This is a genomic window from Azospirillum picis, from assembly GCF_017876115.1.
Taxonomy (GTDB): domain Bacteria; phylum Pseudomonadota; class Alphaproteobacteria; order Azospirillales; family Azospirillaceae; genus Azospirillum; species Azospirillum picis.
The window spans coordinates 41,646-61,806 of sequence record NZ_JAGINO010000025.1; the positions used below are offsets into that span (position 1 = coordinate 41,646).

The window sequence follows — 20,161 nt, forward strand, 5'->3', positions numbered from 1 at the left end:
CTCCAAACGCAGAAAACCCGCCACGGCGAGGGCCGGGCGGGCGCAAGGCGGATCGCTACACGGCGTCCGCAGTGGACCCGGAAATCGGGTCCACCTGTCCGACCGTTGTAACCCTATCGTTTTCGCCCGTCAACTGGTTGTACCGCCTCCAGGCTGGTGGCCGGGATCGTGAGCGCTGATTCAGGACCGGCGACGGTCAACAGCACTCGACACCGCGCCCCTTGGTCCGCCTGGAAGAGGCCCTCCCAGCCAGTCAGGGTGCCGTCCGTGATGCGGACGAGTTGCCCAGGAATGAAGCCAGAGCCGACGGCCTTGGGTGGCGGAACCAGATTAATCACGCCGCCATCCCGACCCATGCGGTCCGCGATAGCCGACAGCACAGACACCGCGATGGTGACCGGCCGGCGGCGAGCATCGAGCGTCATGTGCTGGATACCCGGCACCCACCGAATCGCCCAGCTATCGCCGCCGGGGTCGACGCCGACGAACAGGTAGCGCCCGTACATCGGCCGCTCGACGATCTCCTGCTGGCCGGACTGGATGACGATCTCCCGGCACATCGGCAGGAACACCGCGTATCCACGGGCACGAAGGGCCTTCTTCGCCATCTCGCGGTACTGGGCCAGTGGCTTCACCACCGCGATGTACCAGACCTTCCCCCCGAAGGTCGGGATTTCGGCAGGCGCGTCGCCACTATCGACGCGCGCCACCTCGGGGGCCTTGCCTTCGCTCATTTCGAGGCCTCCGCGACGACGGTCGCTGGATGGGGGATGATGGCGGCGGACGCCCTCTTGCGCCGGGCGGAGACCACGACTTCGACCGCGTCCACATCGAGGCAGTCGCGCAGGTCCTGGTCGTGGTGCTGGCGCAGGCGGTCAGCGATGACGAGGGTGGGCGCGGTGATGGTGGCGACCCGATCCTCGACGGCAACCGAGCAGGGTTTCAGCCAGGTGGTCCACTGCGTCGCGGTGAAGCGGGAGGCGTAGGGTTCGGGAGCGCGGACCTCATCCGCCACTTTTGACGGATTGCGCCGGGCGGCGGTGATGGCGGTCCGAACGTCCTTGTCGATCAGCTCCAGGGAGACCGGCATGCCGACACGGGGTCGCTTGGACAGCCGCTCGAACTGGCGGTCGATGGCCTCGGCGATGGCCTGGACGGCGTCTGCGTCCGACAATCCAGCGTTTCCGGCCAGTCCCAGCCAGCCTCGGATGACCACCTCGTCGCCGTCGTGGCGGTCGCGCTCGGTCACATCGAACCAGTTTTCCGCAGCCTTGGCAACAGCGGAAAACACGGCGTCGACGGAATCAGTCAAGTCATCGACAGAAATTCCGGCCGGCTGGCAAAGCGCGGCCTCGCGCGCCTTAGCCGCCGCCGAAGGAGATTTATCTCCTGAGGCAAGGCTAAGATCTCCCTGTCTCTGTCCCTGTCCCTGTCTCTTGCGATCCTGACGGGACTCCTGACCGACATCCCGTCGGGAGTCCTGACGGGATTGCTGATCATCATCTTGCGGGACTTCGCTCGGGAGTTCTGGCGGGATATCCTGCGGGACTGCCTGCTGGTTTCCCGTCGGGATTGCCGGCGGCTTCCGTTTGGTCAGTGCCTTGGACTGCGGATCGAGTGCCGTCAGGAAGCGCCGCGCGGTCGCAACCTGTTCATTTATCTGGCTTGCGTCGAACTCGATGCCCCAACGCTTGGCGTTGCCCGCACCGCTGCTCAAGCGCTGCGCCAGTTTCTCCAGCCACGCCTCCAGAGCCTTCGCGGCAACAATGGGATGATAGAGGCGCCCATCAGCGCAGAGTATCCAGCCACGCAGCGCGCCGGCCCTACGCAGCTTTGCCCAGGTTTTCAGGTCCCGGCCGTAACCCAGCATCTTGCACAGCGCGCCGTCGTCATTCGGCAGGCTCGCGGCGGGGATTTGGTGCCATCCCTTGCACCATGACGCGACGCCGGCCCGGAACGCTTCCGCGTCCTCAAGCGCCATGATCTCGCTATCCAGCAGGCGGGCGACCTCCAGGGGCATGAATTTGAAGTCGGTCAGGTCCACTTCGGTTGGGACCAGGGGCTCCGGGAGGGTCGTTTCGGCCATATCAGCCTCCCACGGTGATGGGCGCCGGCTCCCTGGCCGGCGCGGTGTTGGTGACGACGGAGGGGGTGAGGACGACGCCGAGGACAGAACACCACCGGAACAGCGCGAAGCCGGGCGGCTCCGAGTCGCCGTTCTCCCAACGCTCCAGGGTGCGCAGGGCGAAGGCGCCCATGCGGGCGACATCTTCCTGTCGCAAGCCCATCTCCAGGCGGCGGCGGTGCAGCAGGCGGCGCAGCTCACACCAGGCAGTGAGCGGGTTGGTGGGGCCGTCGATAGCCATGTCAGTCCACCATCCCCAGGGCTTCCTTGTAGAGTTCCAGGATGGCTTTCTGTTCCTGGCGGTCTTCCTTGTCCATCTTCCGCAGACGGATGATCTGCCGGATGATCTTGGTGTCGAAGCCGGTGCCCTTGGCCTCGGCATAGACTTCCTTGATGTCTTCCTGCAGACCGCGCTTTTCCTCTTCGAGACGCTCGATGCGCTCGACGAAGGATTTCAGGCGATCCGCCGCGATGCCGCCGACGTCCACGCCAGCGCTTCCGGAGTTGTGCCCCATGCCGGTCATAGCGACAGCTCCGCTTCCATCGGCGAGAGGTCACCCTCCATCGCCTCGTCCATGTCGTTGAGCATCTCGTCGATCTCGTCCTGGGTGACGGGCTTGGTGCGGGTGATCCGCTGCGCCAGCGCCCATTCGGCCTCTGTCATGGTCGCCGGCTTGTCGGACCAGCGGATGCACTCCGCCAACTCCTCCAGGGCCGTCCGTTCCTCCCATTCGGGCTCCTCGTAGCCGGACATGCGTCCGACCATCGGCGTGCCCTTGAGGGGGTGAGAGGGCGGGGTCATGTAGACCCACCCGTTGCCGTCGGCCGCGGGCTTCTTGCGCTCGCACTGCCTGATGCAATCGTCATGGACCGAACGGCCGCGGTCCCAGCAGGTGCGGTCGAGGATCAGGAGCCCCGTGTAGCTCTCGCTCTTTTCGGCCAGGAAGAGGTCGTCCGGGCCGATGTCGAAGTGGGCCAGCAGCGGGGCGGCGCGCTTCGAGAGCTTCTTCAGGATCCGGAGGTTCATGCCAGCGCCTCCGACTTGGCATTGTCGCCGGCCAGCTTCTTGCGGGCGCAGTCGATAGCGCGTTGCACGTCGTCCAGCGCGTCGAGGGCGCTCTCCGTGGCGGTGCTGGCGTCCAGACGGGACAGGCGGGCCTCCGCCTCCTTGATGTCCCGGAAGCCCGGCCAGCGCGACTCCATGCCCAGCAAGCCGGCCAGCTTCTGCCAGACCTCGGCCGTCTGCTTGGCGTAATAGGCCAAGTTTCGAACCTGCCACACATCGGAGCGGTTGAAGGTGAAACCGTCGGTGTCCATCCCCAGCGCCGCGGCGATCTCGCTGGCGGCCTTGGCGATCGCTTCCCGGTTGGTGAAGACGGCAGCAACGTCGGCGCCCAGCTCCTTCGCCAGACGGTCACGAAGACGCCAGTCGTCGGCCTTGCGCGGCTCGCACCGGCGGAAGCGCTCGGCCCTCTCGATCCCGTCGAACAGCAGCTTCTGCCAGACCTGGAGGGGAAGGTTTTCGACCGGACGGAGGGTTGGCGCCTTCACGGTGCGCCAGCCATTCGGGCCGCGGGCCATGAGGCCACAGCCGGCCGGGATGTCCTGCTTGCCGATCAGCCCGGCCGGGGTCGCGAAGACGACGGCCGCCGCGAACGGCAGGTAGGTCTGCCACTTGCCGTGCGTGACGTCGGCGCGGAAGTCGGAGACGGACACCTTGCACTCGAAGGCAACCGGGCAGAACCGGCTGTAGGTCGTGGGCAGACAGTAGACGTCCGGCCGGGGAGAGCCAGAGGGGCCAAGCTGCATGTCCGTGAAGGTCAGGCGGTTTCTGTAGCCGACATGGCCCGCCAGATCGTCAGCAAGGGCGTCGTGGGTCCATTCGGTGGTGGGAGCGGTCACCATGACGCCTCCACCAGGTCGAACAGCGACCCGTAAGCGCTGACCTTCTCCTCCTCGGCCAGGAACTTGGCCCCTTGGCGGAAGTAGGTCGGATTCAACTCGGTCCCGATGAACTTGCGCCCCATGGACAGTGCGGAGACGCCCTCGGAGCCAATACCGGCATAGGGGGACCACACGACGTCGCCCTTGTTGGTGTAGAGCTCCAGGGCGCGCTTGGTGATGTTCAGGGGCATGGGGCAGAGGTGGCGCTCGGCCCGGTCGTCCTTGGCCACAGCCACGTTCAGCACGTCGGTCGTAGACAGGTCACCATCACCTCGGCCGGGCTCCTGGAGGTTCCAGACCTGGGAATTCGGGGTTGCGCGGGGATCGCCGTAGGGCAGCCACAGGTCAATGTCGGCGGTCCGCCAGACCGGAGACGCAAGGTCCTGCCACCGGGCGAGCGGGACCGAGGCCTTCGGGTGGGTGACCGGGCGGACGAGGTCCTCCTCCCCCGGCTTGGCCCATTTCCGGTAGACCATCAGGTACTCGGGCATGCCGACACGGCAGAAGCTGGCGTCGGTCTGGAAGGTCTTCCACAGCAGGCCGTGGGCGTTGGTCTTGGCGCGCTCGAGGACCGGGTCGCGGTGGATCGTGATCCGGCAGTGGAAGGTGAAACCCTCCTCCTGGTGGACGCGGGTGCAGCCGTCGGAGAAGGCGCGGAGGCCGGCGGAACCGTCGTCAGAGCTGTTCTGGTAGTAGACCAGGTCCTTGACGTGGATGGCGGTCAGTCGGCCGGGGCGCAGGACCCGGAACTTCTCCCGGACGAGGTGGCGGTAGTGGTCGAAGAACTCGGCGTCGGTGGCGCAGTTGCCGTGGTCAGCGACCGATTCGCTGTAGACGTAGAGGTTCGAGAACGGCGGGCTGTAGACGGCCAGGTCGACGCTGTTGTCCGGCAGATTGCGGGCGAAGCTGACGCAGTCGGCGTTGTAGAGGCTCCAGGCTTCGCCGGCGGCCTGATCGAGGACGAGGGGTGGCACCTCTGGGGCGGACGGGGCGCGAACCTGGGGCTCGGGCCGGGCGACGGGTTCCACCGAGGCATTCGGAGCCTTGGTGTAGCGCCGGTGTCCGTCCATGCCGGCATAGACGACGAGGCCCGCCTCGAGGAGGTCGAACAGGGCGCGGGAGACATTGCCGGATTTCAGACCAAGCTGCAGGGCGATGTCGGCCGGCCGGGCGCCCGATGCGGGATCGCCGGCCGGGAGGGCGTCCAGCACCTTCTGGTGCCGGGGCTTCAGGTCAGGCATGGGTGAGGGTCTCCTTGCTGACGGCGGACCAGTCGGCGGTGACGCCGAGCAGGCGGGCGAAGCGGGCGATCCCCTTCGTCGTCACCATGGGCTGGTCAGAGCTGCCCTCGGTGCCGTCGGCTTTCTTGAAGGTGCGGAGCTTGTGCTCGATGAGGCCGGACTGGATGGCGTCCTGGTAGGCCAGGAGCCGGGACGATCCGACGCGGCGGTAGATGTAGCGGCCGGCGGTCAGCCACCTGATGAAGGCCTTGGGTTGCTGACCCAGCACCTTGGCGGCGTCGGTCAGGCAGAGGAGGCCCTCGGTGCCGGCGATCCGGTCCAACGCGCTCGTGGCGGCCGAGGCCTCCACCTGGGCGGCGGCCAGCGCCTTCTTGGTCGTTTCGACTTCGGCCGAGTAGTTCAGCAGCAGGGCGCGGAGCTGCGCCGGGTCGTTGAGGTCGACCTGGGACGTGCCGTAGCCGCCGGTCTTCCGGATGGCCGGAAGCACCTCGGAGGTGATCCACTTCTTGAACCGCTTGGCCGACGGCTTCCGGCTGGTAAGGGTCAGGCTGTAGAGGCCCGACTCGTTGATGACCGTCACCTCCTGGGGGCCGCCAAGGGTGTCGGTAATGCCGACACCCTTCTCGTCGTCGTCGAGCCGGCCGGCGGCGTCGCGGGGGTTGGCGATGCCCAGCACGACACAGACGTCGACCAGCACCCACCAGGGCGTGCCGTTGATCTCCAGCACCCGGACGGTGGTGTCCTCGAAGCTGAACTCGAAGCGGGCGGGAACGGGATGCTCACCAACCATGAGCGTAACCTCCCATCAGGTCGCCGATCCGGATGTCGTCCGCGAACGGCTTGCGTGAGGCCTTTTCGGAGCGCCGGTAGTCGGAGAAGTCGGGGCACTTCCGCCAGATCCGGCGGTTGGCCCAGCGCGCCATGTCGGTCAGCGCTTGCCGCGTCCAGTCGAACCGAACGTGTGGTACCTTCTCCATGGCATTGAGCTTGATGTACGGCTGGACGTGCGGCTCGCCGCCCCAGGCGATCACCTCCTTGATGCGCTCAAGGCAGGCCGCCATTGGCTCGTTGCCGATCAGGACGTAGACGCGCTTCCGCTTGGCCGGCAGGCTGCGAAGCATCTGCATGACCCGCTCGACATCAGAGCGCTCGCCCTGCTCGTCGTACGCGAAGCGCCAAGGCCCCTTGTTGATGTCTCGCCAGCGCGCATAGACATCCGCGTCGAAGGTCTTCGGCTCGAAGCCGCTATTGGCATCAAGCAGCGGGACCTCGGCTTTGCGGTACCGGTCGACGATGAAGTCCTGATAGTCCGCAGGCAGGCCCGAGAGGTTGTTGTCGCAGAGGATCGGGCGCGGCGTGAAATCAGGCAGGAGCGTGAAGCTTCTCCCCTCCATCTTGGGCACGATGCAGAAGTAGCAGCCGACCGGGCATCCCCGGCTCGCGAAGGTCGCCAATGGGTTGTGGCGCGCGACGGCGTCCGGGAAATCGGCTCCCCGAACCACCTCCCGGCCGTCGACCGTCACTCGCTTCACCGGGATTTCGGCCACGCCGTGCAGAATGTGGCTCACCTTTTCCTGAAACAGCGCGGGTCCGCCAGCCACCACCCGGCGACCGCAGGCGCGGTGCCAGATGGCGAGCCGATAGGCCTCGTCGAGCAGCCACGTGAAGGCGATCGAGAGGTAGGCGGTATCCCCATCCACCCATTCAGCGAGGCCCTTGCTCCACTTGGGGGCTTTAGCCATGAGGCGCCTCCGATCCCTCGGGGGAAAGGGCGCGGGCGACGCGGGTCAGCTCTTCAGCCAGAGCCAGCGCAGCCGCGGGCGTGTAGAGGAGGCGCACGAACTCCCCCGATGGACCCGGGGCGTGTGAGCGCGGGCGGCGGTAGCACAGCAGGACCTGGTCGCCATACGAATCGACGACGGTGTGTCCGGGCAGGTGGTCAGCGGACATGCGGCAACCCCTTCCACGGCTGTGGGACGAGCGTTGCCGGCAGATAGAGGGGGTGCCAGGGTTGGCTGGTCTTCTCTGACTGGCGCAGGGCCTGGGGCTCCAAGCCGGCGGCGCGGATGATCGTGACTACCTCCTCCACCACCTGGGAAATGTACTTGCGGCTGCTGGCCTTGCTCTGGCCGGCCGAACCCCAGCCGCACACCATCCGGCCACCCTGCGCGGCCATCGCTTGCGCCGCGTAGTGGATCACCGGCCGATTGCTGGGACCGATCGGGTCCGGGCAGGCCGTGCAATCGAACAAGACGCCCGGATCCGTCGAGCGGTAGGCGAACAGGTTGACCACCCCAAACCAGGGCGCAGACCAGCGCTCGGCGAAGTCGGCGCACCGGCGGATGGTGGGATCGTCCTCCGTCGCGTCGGCCGTGCTGGGGTTCAGCATGCAGAACACGACGGGCGGCTTGCCCAGGTTGAGCATGCCAAGGTCCCGGCGGAGCCAGTAGCGGTAGGAGCCGCTGGGGGAGATCGCGGCCGAGGCCTCGATGTTCCAGGCGGTGATGGCGTGGGGGTTAGCCATGGATCGCGGCCTCCCCGCCCTGAGAGGAGGCGCGTCGCTGCTCCCGCCGGAGCCGTTGGGCGGCGCGGTGCTCCCGGTATTCCTCCTCCGTCATCTGGGCCAGTCGGGTGGAGCCGACGGGCTTCTCCCGGCTAAGGGCTGTGATCTTGGGGATTTCGGTCAGGTCCCGGGCTTTGATCAGCAGGTCCCGGCGCAGAGCGGGTCCGATCCGGCCGGCCACGAACAGGGACTCGATGGCGGTCACGCGGGCCTGGAAGGAGGCAAGGCGGGCAGCCTGGGCGAGGAGGTTAGCCATGGCTCACCTCCGCCGTCGGGCAGGAGGGCGCGCTCGCCGCCTGCTCCAGGGCGCGGAGCGGGATCATGTCCTTTACGGCGAAATCCCGATAGGCGCCCTTGTCGCAGTCGATCCCGAACATCAGCCACTGGCGCTCCGGGTGATAATCGGACGCGCCGAAGTAGACGAACTTCGGGATCGCGCGACGGATGGCGTATTCTCCGCGCCAGTTGGTGTAGCCGAACACCAGGGGCTCGGCGTCGAAGGCGGGGCCGAGCACCTTCTCCGGGTCGATGTACCGGCCAGACTGGGCTTCGGACCGAGCCCGCGACCGGGCGAGGCCGACTGCGACCAGGACCTCTCCTGCAGCTTTCTCATGCGGCTCCACCAGAGGCTGATTGCTCAGTGCCTTGGAGGCGGCGGCACGGATGGCCGAGAAGGCGCCGGTCAACCAGCCCTCAGTCGCCTGGATTTCGCGGAGCCGGGTCTCGGCAGAGCGGCGACGCTCCACCTCCCGGTTGTTGGCTTCCAGCAGCTCGATCACGCGCCGGTTCAGGCGCTCGATCTCGATCCGCTGCTGCGCCCACTCGACGGGGATACGGGTGTTAAGGGAGGTCATCTCAGATGTCCTCCTCTTCGTCGTCCTCGTAGGCTTCCATGGAGTCGTTGATGTCCATGGTGTCGATCACGACCTTCGTGCCGGCGGCCATCATCTGGAACAGGTCGCGGGGGAAACCGTATAGGGACTTGGACATGATGGTGTTCTTCATGTCGCGGCTGCTATCGTTCAAGCTGAAGACTTTTCCGTCTGAGTTGATGCCAATCTGGAACCGGCACCGGTACTTTTCCTGATAGGACTTCGCGTCGAGGTGGACCCAATGAAACCCGTGGGAATTCTCAATGATCACGGTGCAGTTCCCGGACACTTCGATCCGATCCTCACGCACCCACTTCTTGAAGTCGGTCACCAGCTTGGTGATGCTGATTTCCTTTGGCGCATTCGCAAGCAGGGCGTCCATGTGCTTGGACAACTGCTCGCGGAGTTGCTCGTCCACGATGTTCTCCAGCTTGGCCTTGATGATGGCCAGCACAGCGGCGTTGTAGCCGGGCAGGCCCAGACCACCGGCGTCAATCTGCAGGGTGGAGGCGACCACCTCCTTCAACTGCTTGCCGAACGGGCTGTACTCACTCGTCGCATCGCGGATCACGGACTCCAGCGTCTTCCGGATGTTGGTTTCGATGGCGTTCTGGATGGTGTCGCCTTCCGCGATCTTGGCGACGGCGTCGGTGGCGAGCTTGGTCAGGTCGATGGTGGTCATGGGGGATGGTCTCCTGGCGCTCAGCGCGCCGCGGTGTGGGTGGGCGCGGAGCCGGCCAGCCAGGACGGCAGGGCGGGCGCGATGGTGGGGGCGTAGTTGAGCTTGACGCCGCGGCGCTCGCCGACGCGGGACATGGCGGCCGCCATCTCGCGCTTCATGGCGATGTGGTCGGCTTCCTTGCGGGCGATCGCCGCGGCGGCGTGGGACTCGGTATCAGCCTCCGCCGTGTGGACGTGGACCGGGCGCTTCTGGCCGAACCGCCAGAAACGGCGGATCGCTTGGTAATAGTCCTCGTAGCTGTAGGACCGGCCGACGAAGGCTGTGCGGGCGCAGTGCTGCCAGTTGAGGCCGTAGCCGGCGATCGACGGCTTAGTGACGAGGCGGAGGACCTGTCCCCGACCGAACTGGAGAAGGCGCTCCTTCTTCATGTCGGGGTGCATAGTGCCGCGCACCGCCACCGCGTCGGGGATGAGGGCGGTGAGGGCCTCCTCCTCGTAATCGGTATCGCACCAGATCACCCACGGCTCGTCTGGTTCGCCCATGACGACGTCGGCGATCAGCCGGGCTCGCGCATCGACCGTGTGGCGCTTCTCCCGGTGCAGCTCGGTCGCCGAGGTGCCCGGCATGCGCAGGAGCTGAAGCTGGCCCTCTCGGTCCTCGCCGGCCCCCTTGGTCAGGTCGGCGCGGACGGTGTGGTTGAAGGTCAGCAGCTCCGGCATTTCGAAGCCGGCATCGCTGTATCCCAGGTCCGACGGCTTGGAGATGCAACGCGCCCAGGTGCCAACCCAGGACCAGTAATCCTCCACCGCGAAGCGCTTGAGCCGGTACCGGCCCATATGCTTCTGGTCGTTGATGAACCAGCGGGTCAGCATCTCCACCGAGTCCATCACCCCCAGGAACTGCGCGTGCTGCCCCAGCTCGGTGTGGTCGTTCGGGGCGGGCGTGGCGGAGAAGCAGGTCCGGAAGGGGATCGCCGATCCGAAGGCCATCAGCTTGCGCGTGGTGACGCCGCTGAAGCTCTTGAGGATCGACGATTCGTCCAGGATCAGGGCGCCGAAAACCTCGGGCTGGAAGTGGTGGAGGCGCTCGTAGTTGGTGATGTTGATGCCTGGCCGGACATCGTCCTGGGATCGGACTTCGCGGACGTCGTCCAGCCCCATGTCCCGCGCCTCGGCGACATGCTGGGGGCCGACGGCCAATGGGGCGAACAGCAGCACGGGCTTGCCGGTGTGCTCGGCCAGGACGCGCCCGTATTCCAGCTCGATCCGCGTCTTGCCCAGCCCGGTATCCAGGAAGCCGGCGCCGCAGCCGGCCTGCAGGAGGAATTCGGTCACGTCGCGCTGATAGCCAAACAGACTGGAGGACAGGGCCGGAACGCTTTCCAGGCCCCGCATGGGGGCGGAGACCAGCTTTCGGGCCAGGACGTCGGCGTATGAGGGGGTGTGGGTCATGATGCCGCCCTCACTCACAGAGGCCGTAGGAGGAGCTGCAGACCGCGCCCTCCGTGTCCGCGGCCAGCGCCATCAGGTCGTAGACACGCCCCCCCGCGGGTGGTGCGGGACCAAGCGACCATGGAGTCGATGTTGCTATGGCGATAAGCGTGCTCGGCATCGCCGCCTTCGCCATCGGCGTGGTGGAGAAGCGTCGAGAAGCCCCGCTTGCAGGCCATGCCCACCAGCCGCTCCCATTCGCGAATGCGCTCGATATGCTCCGGCCAGCGCCGGGCGGCATTGACGATCTCGTCCTTGCCGGCGTTGATGCAGAGCATGCAGCCGACGCGGTCGCAGCCCTGGGAATAGAGGGGGTTCAGGTCGACGCCGTGTGAGCGGACGAAGTCCACCACCTCCCGTGCGGTCCAGGTGACGATGGGCCGGACGATCTCCCACCCCTCGGGGGTCATCTCTCGTTCAGCCGCGTTCCGGCGGGCGTGGCTTTCGTCCCGGCGGACACCCTGCCAACTCTCCAACCGGCGGCCCTGGCTGGCGAGATCGATCATGTAGCGGTCCAGCGGGAACCGCTTCAGCATCTGGGTGCAGAATTGCGCCTTGCGACTGGGGAAGCGGCCTTTCCACAGGCACAGATCGAGGAACGCGATGCCGGTGGGATGAAGCACGCTCAGGGCGCGAGCCACCACCTCAGCAGCTTCGTCGGCCGACATGGGGCGGACAGCCGGGGACCAGACCCATCCACCGATCACGGCGCCGAGATAGGGGTTACCTGGGGTCGGCGGCTCGGCCTCCTCTTCGACGGAGCCAAGGCGCACCCACTTCCCGGGCTTCCCGTTGACCAGCTTCGCCGGCCACTTCTCAGCCACATAGACCCGCTTCCGGGCAATGTCGGCGCTGAAGTCGGCCTTCACGACGTCGATCTGGATGTTCAGCCGGCGCGGGAGATAGTCGGACAGGTGGGCGATGGTCAGCTCGTGCTCATGGCCGGTATCGGCGGTCACGAAGCGGCAGCGGTCGTGCCCATACTCGTCGATTGCCTTCAAGGCCGTAGCGAGGCTGTCCTTGCCGCCGGACATCGAGACGACGGCGATGGGGGCGGTGGTGTTCATGACTTGGCAGCCTCCTTCCGACGGGCGGCCTCACGCTTCTGGGCGGCGCGCACTTCGGCTCCGCGACGAGCTGCGGCGCGGCGCTTCTTCGAGAGCGCTGCGGCGTTGCGCTCGGCGCTGTCTCGCAGGTCCTGGGCGGTGACCGGCTTGACCGTAGCCTCACCGGCGGCCAGCGCTTGGGCGACGAGGGCGGAGAGGTCCTGGGCGCCGTGGTGCTGCCGGGCCTCCTTGTCGCTGCGGAGGGGATTGGGGTGGGTGTAGCGGGTCATTCGAGCACCTGCGACGAGGTGTCGACGGCCAGCGCAATTGTGATCGGCTGAACCCAGACTGGGTCGCAGCTCATGACGAAGCTCTCTCCGGACCAGGCAAGCAGCAGCGTCCGGGCGATCACGCCCATCATCGCCGTGGCGGCATCGGGCGGAACCATGTTGCCGATGTGCTCGCGCCACAGGCTGTCGGAACTGCCGGCCAGCTCGAGGGCTGGCTGATCGAAGTCCACCAGGGACTGTAGGGCCGCCAATTCGAGCGTCGTGAAAGGGCGATGCCACGTCCCATCCATGGCGCGGATCACGGCGACGAGTTGCTGGTTTGCGGCAGGAAGCTCCTCCGCCTCGTCACCCATGGCCGGCCGGGGATCGGCGACCGACCAGCACCCGTTGTTGTTTTTCGGGTGACCGATCACGGCGCCGCTGGTTTCGCCCCAACCCAGCACACCGAAGTGACCGCCGGTGACGTAGCTCTCACGGCCGTCGCGGAATGCATCCGGGCGGGGGTCGGCAACGGACAGGGCGCCACTTCCCACTCGGTCGGAGCCGGTCACCACCGGGGATGAGTCATCCCAGCCGCAGACCTTCATCTTGTTCCGGTGCGAGTTCGGGCCGAACCCGGTGCGCGGGTCCGCCAGCGCGAAAGCGCCCTGGCCTGTGGTGGAGGCGCCGATCACCGTGCCGGCCGCCTCGCCGTAGCTGGTGACCCGGTACTTGCTCGCGTGGGAGCCGGCCGGTGCGCGCGGATCGGCCACGGCCATGCCGCCAGAGGTCGGGCCTTGCCCGGCCGTGACCGTCGGGGCAGGTTCCCGGAGGTCCACCACCCGATAGACGTTGTTGAATCGGGGCTTCTCACCATAGCGAGGATCAGCGACCGAGAACCCACCTTGACCGGGTGCCTTCACGTTGATGACGGAGCCGGTCGACTCGCCCCAGCGACGGACGCCATACTGCTGGTAGTCGGCGTGACCTTCCCGCATGCGGGGATCAGCGACGGAGAAGGAGCCGGTCATCGGGCGGGCATTGCCGGTGACGGTGCCCGAGGCCTCATCCCAGGCGTTTACGCCGAGGATGCCGTTGTGGCGGGCGCCGAACTCGCGCGGGTCCGCCACGCTGAATCGGCCGGTGGTCGCCTCTGCAGATCCAGTGATGGTACCGGCCGGCACCTCCCAGGGGAGCACACCCAAAACGCCGTCCTGCCAGCGACCTTCCGGGATGATCCCGTAATCGGTCAGCACGCCGTCAGCGACATTCAGCCGATTGAGGCTGCGCCAGTCCGATCCAGCTTCGACAAAGGCCAGCCGGACCCAGGTCTTCCACTGGAGGCGCGGGACGCGATGCATCGGTCCGCCCAGCGGATCGCCCGGGAGCGGCAGCCGTTCCAGTACCTCGCCGACGGAAAGCAGCTTCCGCTTGGGCGGCTCGTAGAGGAAGGGCGGCACCTTTGCCATGTGCCGCGCGACCAGGAGGAAACGCTTGCGGCTCTGTGCCAGCCCGCCGATCTCCCCACAGTCGTGGGCGGTCTCGGCGACGGCATAGCCATAGTGCCGGAGCATGCCGCCGATGCGATCAAGCAGCCGGCGGGAGCGCGTCGCAATCCTGGGGACATTTTCGAAAAGCAGGATTTCGGGCGGATCGTCCGCCCAAGCCTCCATGGTCAGGAAGACTGCGCGGAGGGCCAGCTCATTGAGTGCGATGTACTTCGGCGCCTCGCTGGTCTTCGTGCTGATGAGGCCTGAGTTGCCCTTGCAGGGCGTCGACATGAAGACGACATGCGGGCGCTCGCCGCCGGCAGCCCGGCGGAAGTCCTCGCCGGTCGCCTCGCGCCAGCCGGACGGCGGCTCGTGGCCATGGAAGGCGGCGTACTGCTGACGATCGAACAGGTCGAGCAGCGTGCCCTTGGCGCCCGCCACCTTCTCCAAGCTGGCCAAGGCGGTCGGATCGACATCGACGCCGCCGATGAACCTGGGGGCGGCCACCATGTTGCCGACGCGGGCTGAGCCGCGATTGAACCCCTTCACGCCGCCGCCGATGCCACAGCAAACATGGAAGTGCCGGATCTCGCGAACATCCATCGCCATGATCAGGCCCCCGTCCGGGCGGTCAGGCGATACGGCATCACCACGACCAGGTGCTCGGCCACGGCGACGTCCTCCTCCTGCTCGGCCCGCCAGAAGGTCGGCGTGGCGGGGTCGCCCAGCTCGCAGGACAGCCGGGTGGCGTTGAGGGCCTCGATCGCCGGCACGAACAGCCCGGAGGCGAATCCGATGTCCAGGGAGCCGCCTCCGTAGCCGGTGGGCGCTTCGATGATGTCGGTGGCGTCGGTGGCGGTGCGTTCGGCCGTCTCCACCCGGACGCCCTCGGCGGTGATCGACAGCGCGAGCGCGCGGTTCTTGTCACCGGCCATGGCCCGGACGCGGCGGACCGTCGCCAGGAAGTCGGCGCGGGTGACGGTCATCCGCTGTTTCGTCTGGCCGAGCGCGAAGTCGATGGTCCGCTCGTAGCCGATGAAGGGGGCGGCCGAGAGCGTGGTCCCAAAGCGGTAAGGGAACAGGTCGAGGTCGACGCGCCGCGAGCCGACGGTGAGGCGCGCCTCGGTTTCGTCGCCGACGGCGTCCAGCAGCCGGCGCAGGGCGGCGACTGAGACGTTGGGGATCAGGATGCCGGGAGGACCTTCAGTGCCGGAGAATGTCGCCGCGAACTCGGGGGCACCGGAGGCGACAATCAGGTCAGTCCGGGACATCACATTGGTGGTGCAGGCCACCACCCGCAGGCCTTCGGGCCGGGCGTGCAGGAACATGCCCATGAGGTTGGGCTTGGTCTCGTCCGAGCACATGGCCCACGACACGCGGTCGATGGCCTGCTTGAGGGCGGAGACCTGCACCACCAGCTCGGCGCCAGCGGGCTGGGCGAAGGCCGGGAAGTCCTCGGCCAGGTAGGTGGGCAGATGGAAGCGGGTCTTCCCGCACAGGATCCGCAGGCGGCAGCCCTCGGCCTTGGCGTCGACCGCCTCCAGGGAGAGCTGCGCGCCGTCGGGCATGGCGTCCACCGCGGTCGCCAGGGCCGATCCGGGGACGGCCAGCCGGCCGGGCTGTGCGCCGAGGCCGATCGGCAGCTTGACCTGCACGTCCATGGCGAGGTCCGTGGCGGAGATGGTCAGGGCCGTGTCGGAGACGTCGAGGAGGACGCACTCCAAGATGGGCATGGTGGTCTTCTTGCCGACCATGGCGACGGCACGCTTCAAGGCCGAGAGGAGCGGCCCCTTGTCGACGGTGAATTGCATGGGGGTATTGCCCTTGGGCTGGGAGGCGGCGGCCGGTTCGGGCGCGCTCGCGGGCTGCGCCGCGGCGGGCGCCTCGATCGGGCGGAGCGGAGCGACGTTGGTGGGAGTGGGTTCAGGCTCGGGGGGGACCTGCTTCACAGCCTCAGCGATGGCGGCGGCATCGGTAGCGGCTGTCGGCGAGGCGTCCGCCCCGTCGGCATCGTCATCCTCGTCATCGCCGAGGAACGCGAAGTCGGGATTGTTCTCTGCCAGCTCACCCAGATAGTCGAACGTCCCGAACATCGGCTGGTCCGGGAACTCCCTGGCGCTCTTGTCGTAGACAGCGCGCGCCACGCGGTTCGCCGCGGAGTGCGGGTCGAAGTGGTTGGCGAGCAGGGCCTCGGCCTCGGTGCCTTCGCCCCGCTCCCGCAGTTCCGCCACTTGGTCCATCAGCGTCTGATAGCCGTCGGGATCCACGTCACGAGCACCCCACAGAGGGTCGATCTTGTCTCGGACGAGCCGGCCGAATGCGCCGTGGGGGAGGTCCTGGGGCCGGGCGCTGACCTCCACCTTTGCCCCACCCTTGACGAGCGTGAGTTTGGTGGCTGTGACCAAGCCTGCAGAGCCGGTCAGCTTGGCATAGAGCGGGGCGTCCCTGACGCAGGTTGCGGGGATGCGCATGCCTCATGCTCCCGGTGCGGGACGGCGGTCGACCGGCGTGCCGATGTCGTCCAGGCGGACGCGGTGCCCGATCTCCAGCAGGCCGCGGGCCTTCAGCGCGTCGTACGCCGGCAGGTCGTGGACGACGGCCACGTAGGGGAGCGACACCGGGAGGGCGCCCTTGCCGGATCGGGCAGCCATGGCGGCAGCATTGGCGTCCGGGTGGCTTTCGGCCGTCGGTGGCAGCGGCATCAGCGGGCCGACAGGACGATAGACGCCCGTCTCGGGATCAGCTTCCTTGACTTGGTACCGCACCACCTCGGGATAGCTGGTCCGGCCATCGGCGTGGAGGCAGGCCCGGAGGCGGTTGCGGGCAGCCTCGGCCGGGGAGATGGTGGCGACCGCGGCGGCGACGCGCGCCGCAGCCCGTCGGAGGAGATCGGCCGCCATCAGATCGCACCCTGGTGATAGCCGTGGCCGGTGCCGTCCAGGGTCCACTTGCGACCACGGTTGATCGCCATCTTGGCGTCGATTGCCAGCTTGAGATCGTGGCCGTAGCAGCCGACCAGCTCCTGCAGGGCGCCGATGACGGCGCGCAGGGCGGACAGAGCCATGGACTGGCTGCGACCCGCGTCGCCGGAGGAGATCATCTCCACCTCGTGGGCCAGCAGCCCGAGCTGGGTGACGGTGTAGGTCACCAGGCGCACCGGGCGGCTGATCCGCGGCGGGCGGGCGCCGAACAACCAGTCGGCCGTCCCGAGCAAGACGCCGATATCGGCGAGGATCAGGGCGACGTCGGCCGCCTCGATGACGATCTTCTCCGGCGCAGCGTCGGAGGTGATGGCGCGGAAAAGTTCGCCCAACTCTTCGGTGGCGCGGGCCATTTGCCTGATCGGCGTCGAGCGGCCGAAGGTCGAGAGTTTCCATTCCATGATGGAAGCCTGGGTCTCCTTCCGGAGGCCGGACGGACTGGTGGCGAGGGCGTTCATCGGACCTCACAGGGCTGGGAATCGGGCGCGGCGGCTGCGAGGATGAAGATCACCTCGGCGAAGTGCTTTGCGTCCGCGTGGCGGTATTCGAGGCGAGGGTCCGCAGCGATGGCCTCGGCGCGCGGGACCTTGCGGACCTGCACGAGGGTGCCCTCGAAGTGCGGATGGCCAGGCCCCCGGGCGTGAGGGTTGCGGATCAGCACCCGTCGGCCCTCAGGGCAGGCGCGGCGCGAGTAGCGCAGGGCGTGCGGGTAGCGCAGGACCCGACATCCGCTCTCGGCGATCTCCCGCAGCTCGCCGGGCGTGGCCTCCAGGTGGAGCACGCCCCAGTCGGCGTCCGGGTTGTGCCGGCGGAGCACGTCCGTGACCTTGTTGGTGACCATCTTGATCACCTCGGGCAGCAGGGCGGACTTGTGATAGCCGGCCCGGTGGCCCAGGACGTCCGTCAGGTGGGCAGCCCACACCATGCGCGATTCGTCCGGCTCGCGCTTAAGCGTGCCGATCGGCATGCCGTCCAGCGTGATGGTGTCGGAGGCGGCGGAGATGCACAGGCGCGCTGCGGTCGTCTTGTAGTTGATGACCGGGCGCGCGGCCTGGGTGGCGGGAGCGCCGATCACCGCTGCGCCTCCGTCTTCTGGAGGTGGCGCCGCCATGCCGGACTTGCGGCGGCGAACTCCTGGGCGAGGCCCCTCATGCTGATCCGGTGGCGGGCCTCGAAAGCCGGCTCGCCAATGGCGTGCTGCTCCTGGTGGTGGTCGCGGCACAAGCTGATGGTCCAGTTGTCCGACGGCTTCAGGCCGGTGCCGCCATCGGTGCCGGTGCGGACATGGGCGACCTCAATGGGCATGCCCTTGCAGCCCGGGATAGAGCACTCATGCGACCGGATGAACGACAGGTGGGCGGGGCAGCGGGCGCGCTTTTGGCGGCCGGTATCGGCGGTCTCGCGCTTTCTGCGGGCGGGGAGAGCCATGGCGGGCAATCTCTGCTTCGAGCGCCGCGCGATTTCGGAGAGCGGCTTGCCGGCGGGCTACTCCGTTTGAGTCTGGCGCCCGCAACGGCTTGTGGCCCCACCCAGCCGGCAGGCATGGGTCAGGGGCTTGGAAAGGTACCGCCGGGCCGGGGGATGGCCCGGCGGCCAAGTCGGAGGAAGTGCCGAGCGCGGAACTGGGTGCTCCCGGCATCAGGACGCGGCGCTCGCCGCGAAGCTGGTCAGTGGTTGGTCAGCTCTCCAATCCGGCCGGCTGCCCACAACCAGGCAGCGGCCGGGGTAGCGAAGTGCTGGGCGGACGCTTCCAAAGCGAGCGTACCAGCGACGTCGTCAGGAACGCTGTCGATGCCGTGGCAACGGCCACTGGCACATACGATGGCCACCGCCACTCGGCCGGCCTGGGTGTCCCGCGCGATCCGGAGGGTTGCGGCGCCCATGGGGCGGATAAGGTGGTCGTTCATCGCCTGGTCCGAGGGGTTGTGCGCGGCGGAGAAGGCGGCGCACATGCTGGCGAGGCCGTTTCCGTCTGCGGAATGGGCGAATAGAGCGAGACGCAGCAACTGTGTTGCGTCATTGGGATGATTATTCAGTCGATTGCGACTCATGTGGTCACCTCGAACATTGATGTTGATTTATCGATGTGCTCGGCACTCACTGAGTTGCGTTGATTTGACCTTCTGTCCGCTTCTTGGCGCTCGCCCTCGCTCGAGCTTCCGCAAGACTCCGGCCGATCTCCTTGTTTTTGGTGGCAACCTCCTCGCGGCTGTCCATCTTGCGCCGCAGCCAATCCTCAATCTCGGACTCAACCCAGGCGACGGCCCGTGCGCCGATCTGAACGCGTTTCGGAAACCGTCCGCCACGTTCCAGCCGGTCGATGTGGACGCGGGTGTAGCCGACGCGGGCCTGCACATCAGGGAAGCGCAGTAGTTTCGTGGGCACCGACATTCCTCACCCCTCAATCGGTCTGCGGCGGGGCAATCAGCGCCGCACCGTCATGCTTTGTTTTAACAGGTTGAAACAAAACCAGCGGGCAGGCAAGGGAATTTGTTTGGTTTTATCGTGACAAAACGAAATTTCTATGAAATGTTATGTGCGGTTATGTCTGGTTATATCCGACAGGAACGCACCAATGATCTCTACGTCCCGCGCTGTAGAAATTCTGAAAAAGACGACGCATGTGCCAGAGCCGCAAATCCGCGGAATGGCCAGGAGGTTGATCGATGAAGGATTTCTTCCGAAGAGCCGAGGTCGTCGGGTCGCTGAGATGGATGTCGAGCAGTTTGCTCTATTGCTAATTGCCGTCCATGTGACAACTCCGAAGAAAGGCGCTTGCGAAATCGCTCAGTCGTACTTCGATCTTGAAGGGTATTATCCGGGTGCGGCGCCATTTCGCACGGCAGGGAAGCACATCGCGGCTGCGTTGCGGGCCTACATAGAGAATGGCGAAACAGCAGTGGCGCACGGCCTATGGGGGAGCATCAGCGTGATGGTTATGCTGGCTCACCCTTATGTCACCGTCACGTCGCTACGCGAGGTTGCCAAGACAGAGTACGGCCGCCGGTCAACGGACGAGAAACCCAAAACTTACGTCGAATTTCCGGCGGGGACGTTCGCGCGAATTGCCCAGCTCTGGCATTTGCCCGCAGCGCCAGGGGGCGGGGAGGGCGAAAAGTAAAGCCTTGTGCCCTGTGCCCCAAAGCGTGCCCCATAAAGCAAACAGACCGCTTGAGCGGCCCTACGTAAGCCTTGAAATCCTTGAGGGGATTGGTGATCCGGGTGGGATTCGAACCCACGGCCACATGATTAAAAGTCACGTGCTCTACCGACTGAGCTACCGGATCATCCTGCATGGCGGTGGAGGAACTGTCCCCGCCGAAGGTGGGCGCACCATAGAAAGACACGACCCAAAGGTCAACAATGGGCTTGAAGGGAAAGGCGGAAAATTGCCGCCCTTCATTCCTCAAGCCCACGGTGCAGGACCCATGATGACCAAGCCGTCATGCCGGGCCCGC

At 66.8% G+C, this 20,161-nt stretch carries 26 protein-coding genes and 1 tRNA gene; 1 reads left to right on the forward strand and 26 read right to left on the reverse strand.

What is annotated here, in order from left to right; genetic code table 11:
* Positions 1-113 precede the first annotated feature (113 nt).
* The 25 genes from J2850_RS26130 to J2850_RS26250 form a co-directional block, all read right to left on the reverse strand.
* Complete coding sequence (locus J2850_RS26130) at positions 114-734, reverse strand: transcription termination/antitermination NusG family protein (protein WP_209988653.1); 621 nt, start codon at positions 732-734, stop codon at positions 114-116.
* Positions 731-2,086: a hypothetical protein gene (locus J2850_RS26135; RefSeq protein ID WP_209988656.1), complete on the reverse strand. Its 1,356-nt coding sequence runs from the start codon at positions 2,084-2,086 to the stop codon at positions 731-733. Before J2850_RS26135 ends, J2850_RS26130 begins: the two co-directional genes overlap by 4 nt.
* 1 nt (position 2,087) lies before the next feature.
* Positions 2,088-2,366 (reverse strand): helix-turn-helix domain-containing protein, encoded by a 279-nt coding sequence (locus tag J2850_RS26140; RefSeq protein ID WP_209988659.1) that lies wholly within the window; start codon positions 2,364-2,366, stop codon positions 2,088-2,090.
* A gap of 1 nt (position 2,367) precedes the next feature.
* Positions 2,368-2,649 carry a DUF2312 domain-containing protein gene (locus J2850_RS26145; RefSeq protein WP_246513568.1) on the reverse strand — a complete coding sequence of 94 codons (282 nt, stop codon included), beginning with the start codon at positions 2,647-2,649 and terminating at the stop codon, positions 2,368-2,370.
* Positions 2,646-3,152: a hypothetical protein gene (locus J2850_RS26150; protein WP_209988662.1), complete on the reverse strand. Its 507-nt coding sequence runs from the start codon at positions 3,150-3,152 to the stop codon at positions 2,646-2,648. The genes J2850_RS26145 and J2850_RS26150 overlap by 4 nt, the downstream gene beginning before the upstream one ends.
* Positions 3,149-4,030 carry a hypothetical protein gene (locus J2850_RS26155; RefSeq protein ID WP_209988665.1) on the reverse strand — a complete coding sequence of 294 codons (882 nt, stop codon included), beginning with the start codon at positions 4,028-4,030 and terminating at the stop codon, positions 3,149-3,151. Before J2850_RS26155 ends, J2850_RS26150 begins: the two co-directional genes overlap by 4 nt.
* Complete coding sequence (locus tag J2850_RS26160; RefSeq protein ID WP_209988668.1) at positions 4,024-5,310, reverse strand: DNA methyltransferase; 1,287 nt, start codon at positions 5,308-5,310, stop codon at positions 4,024-4,026. The genes J2850_RS26155 and J2850_RS26160 overlap by 7 nt, the downstream gene beginning before the upstream one ends.
* Positions 5,303-6,100, reverse strand: coding sequence for a phage antirepressor (locus J2850_RS26165; protein ID WP_209988669.1), 798 nt, complete (start codon positions 6,098-6,100; stop codon positions 5,303-5,305). The genes J2850_RS26160 and J2850_RS26165 overlap by 8 nt, the downstream gene beginning before the upstream one ends.
* The gene (locus J2850_RS26170; RefSeq protein ID WP_209988672.1) at positions 6,090-7,052 is read right to left on the reverse strand and encodes a radical SAM protein; all 963 of its coding nucleotides are present in this window, start codon (positions 7,050-7,052) and stop codon (positions 6,090-6,092) included. The genes J2850_RS26165 and J2850_RS26170 overlap by 11 nt, the downstream gene beginning before the upstream one ends.
* Entirely contained in the window at positions 7,045-7,260 is a 216-nt protein-coding gene (locus tag J2850_RS26175) for a hypothetical protein (RefSeq protein WP_209988677.1), read from the reverse strand. Before J2850_RS26175 ends, J2850_RS26170 begins: the two co-directional genes overlap by 8 nt.
* The gene (locus J2850_RS26180; RefSeq protein WP_209988680.1) at positions 7,250-7,834 is read right to left on the reverse strand and encodes a DUF1643 domain-containing protein; all 585 of its coding nucleotides are present in this window, start codon (positions 7,832-7,834) and stop codon (positions 7,250-7,252) included. The genes J2850_RS26175 and J2850_RS26180 overlap by 11 nt, the downstream gene beginning before the upstream one ends.
* Positions 7,827-8,129 (reverse strand): hypothetical protein, encoded by a 303-nt coding sequence (locus tag J2850_RS26185; RefSeq protein WP_209988682.1) that lies wholly within the window; start codon positions 8,127-8,129, stop codon positions 7,827-7,829. Before J2850_RS26185 ends, J2850_RS26180 begins: the two co-directional genes overlap by 8 nt.
* Entirely contained in the window at positions 8,122-8,727 is a 606-nt protein-coding gene (locus tag J2850_RS26190; protein ID WP_209988685.1) for a hypothetical protein, read from the reverse strand. Before J2850_RS26190 ends, J2850_RS26185 begins: the two co-directional genes overlap by 8 nt.
* A gap of 1 nt (position 8,728) precedes the next feature.
* Positions 8,729-9,427: a hypothetical protein gene (locus tag J2850_RS26195; protein WP_209988688.1), complete on the reverse strand. Its 699-nt coding sequence runs from the start codon at positions 9,425-9,427 to the stop codon at positions 8,729-8,731.
* Positions 9,428-9,447: 20 nt separating this feature from the next.
* Complete coding sequence (locus J2850_RS26200) at positions 9,448-10,878, reverse strand: DEAD/DEAH box helicase (protein ID WP_209988691.1); 1,431 nt, start codon at positions 10,876-10,878, stop codon at positions 9,448-9,450.
* Positions 10,879-10,892: 14 nt separating this feature from the next.
* Entirely contained in the window at positions 10,893-11,984 is a 1,092-nt protein-coding gene (locus tag J2850_RS26205; RefSeq protein ID WP_209988696.1) for a phosphoadenosine phosphosulfate reductase domain-containing protein, read from the reverse strand.
* Positions 11,981-12,253, reverse strand: coding sequence for a hypothetical protein (locus J2850_RS26210; protein WP_209988698.1), 273 nt, complete (start codon positions 12,251-12,253; stop codon positions 11,981-11,983). The genes J2850_RS26205 and J2850_RS26210 overlap by 4 nt, the downstream gene beginning before the upstream one ends.
* Positions 12,250-14,331: a DNA cytosine methyltransferase gene (locus tag J2850_RS26215; protein ID WP_246513570.1), complete on the reverse strand. Its 2,082-nt coding sequence runs from the start codon at positions 14,329-14,331 to the stop codon at positions 12,250-12,252. The genes J2850_RS26210 and J2850_RS26215 overlap by 4 nt, the downstream gene beginning before the upstream one ends.
* A gap of 2 nt (positions 14,332-14,333) precedes the next feature.
* Positions 14,334-16,193 (reverse strand): DNA polymerase III subunit beta, encoded by a 1,860-nt coding sequence (locus tag J2850_RS26220; protein ID WP_209988701.1) that lies wholly within the window; start codon positions 16,191-16,193, stop codon positions 14,334-14,336.
* Between the two features lie 3 nt (positions 16,194-16,196).
* Positions 16,197-16,622: a hypothetical protein gene (locus J2850_RS26225; RefSeq protein WP_209988704.1), complete on the reverse strand. Its 426-nt coding sequence runs from the start codon at positions 16,620-16,622 to the stop codon at positions 16,197-16,199.
* On the reverse strand, positions 16,622-17,104 hold the full coding sequence (locus tag J2850_RS26230) for a hypothetical protein (RefSeq protein ID WP_209988708.1): 483 nt from the start codon (positions 17,102-17,104) through the stop codon (positions 16,622-16,624). Before J2850_RS26230 ends, J2850_RS26225 begins: the two co-directional genes overlap by 1 nt.
* 53 nt (positions 17,105-17,157) lie before the next feature.
* Entirely contained in the window at positions 17,158-17,778 is a 621-nt protein-coding gene (locus J2850_RS26235; RefSeq protein WP_209988711.1) for a hypothetical protein, read from the reverse strand.
* Positions 17,775-18,131, reverse strand: a complete 357-nt coding sequence (locus J2850_RS26240; RefSeq protein ID WP_209988714.1) for a DUF968 domain-containing protein — start codon at positions 18,129-18,131, stop codon at positions 17,775-17,777. The genes J2850_RS26235 and J2850_RS26240 overlap by 4 nt, the downstream gene beginning before the upstream one ends.
* 239 nt (positions 18,132-18,370) lie before the next feature.
* Positions 18,371-18,754, reverse strand: coding sequence for a hypothetical protein (locus J2850_RS26245; RefSeq protein ID WP_209988717.1), 384 nt, complete (start codon positions 18,752-18,754; stop codon positions 18,371-18,373).
* A 46-nt stretch (positions 18,755-18,800) separates the two neighbouring features.
* A complete protein-coding gene (locus tag J2850_RS26250; protein ID WP_209988720.1) occupies positions 18,801-19,094 on the reverse strand; it encodes a helix-turn-helix transcriptional regulator in 294 nt (97 codons plus the stop codon).
* Positions 19,095-19,278: 184 nt separating this feature from the next.
* Between J2850_RS26250 and J2850_RS26255 the strand changes: the two genes are divergently transcribed.
* A complete protein-coding gene (locus J2850_RS26255) occupies positions 19,279-19,824 on the forward strand; it encodes a hypothetical protein (protein ID WP_209988722.1) in 546 nt (181 codons plus the stop codon).
* A gap of 90 nt (positions 19,825-19,914) precedes the next feature.
* On the opposite strand, the gene J2850_RS26260 is transcribed toward J2850_RS26255, so the two are convergent.
* Positions 19,915-19,990: transfer RNA gene (locus tag J2850_RS26260), tRNA-Lys, on the reverse strand.
* Positions 19,991-20,161: the final 171 nt, after the last annotated feature.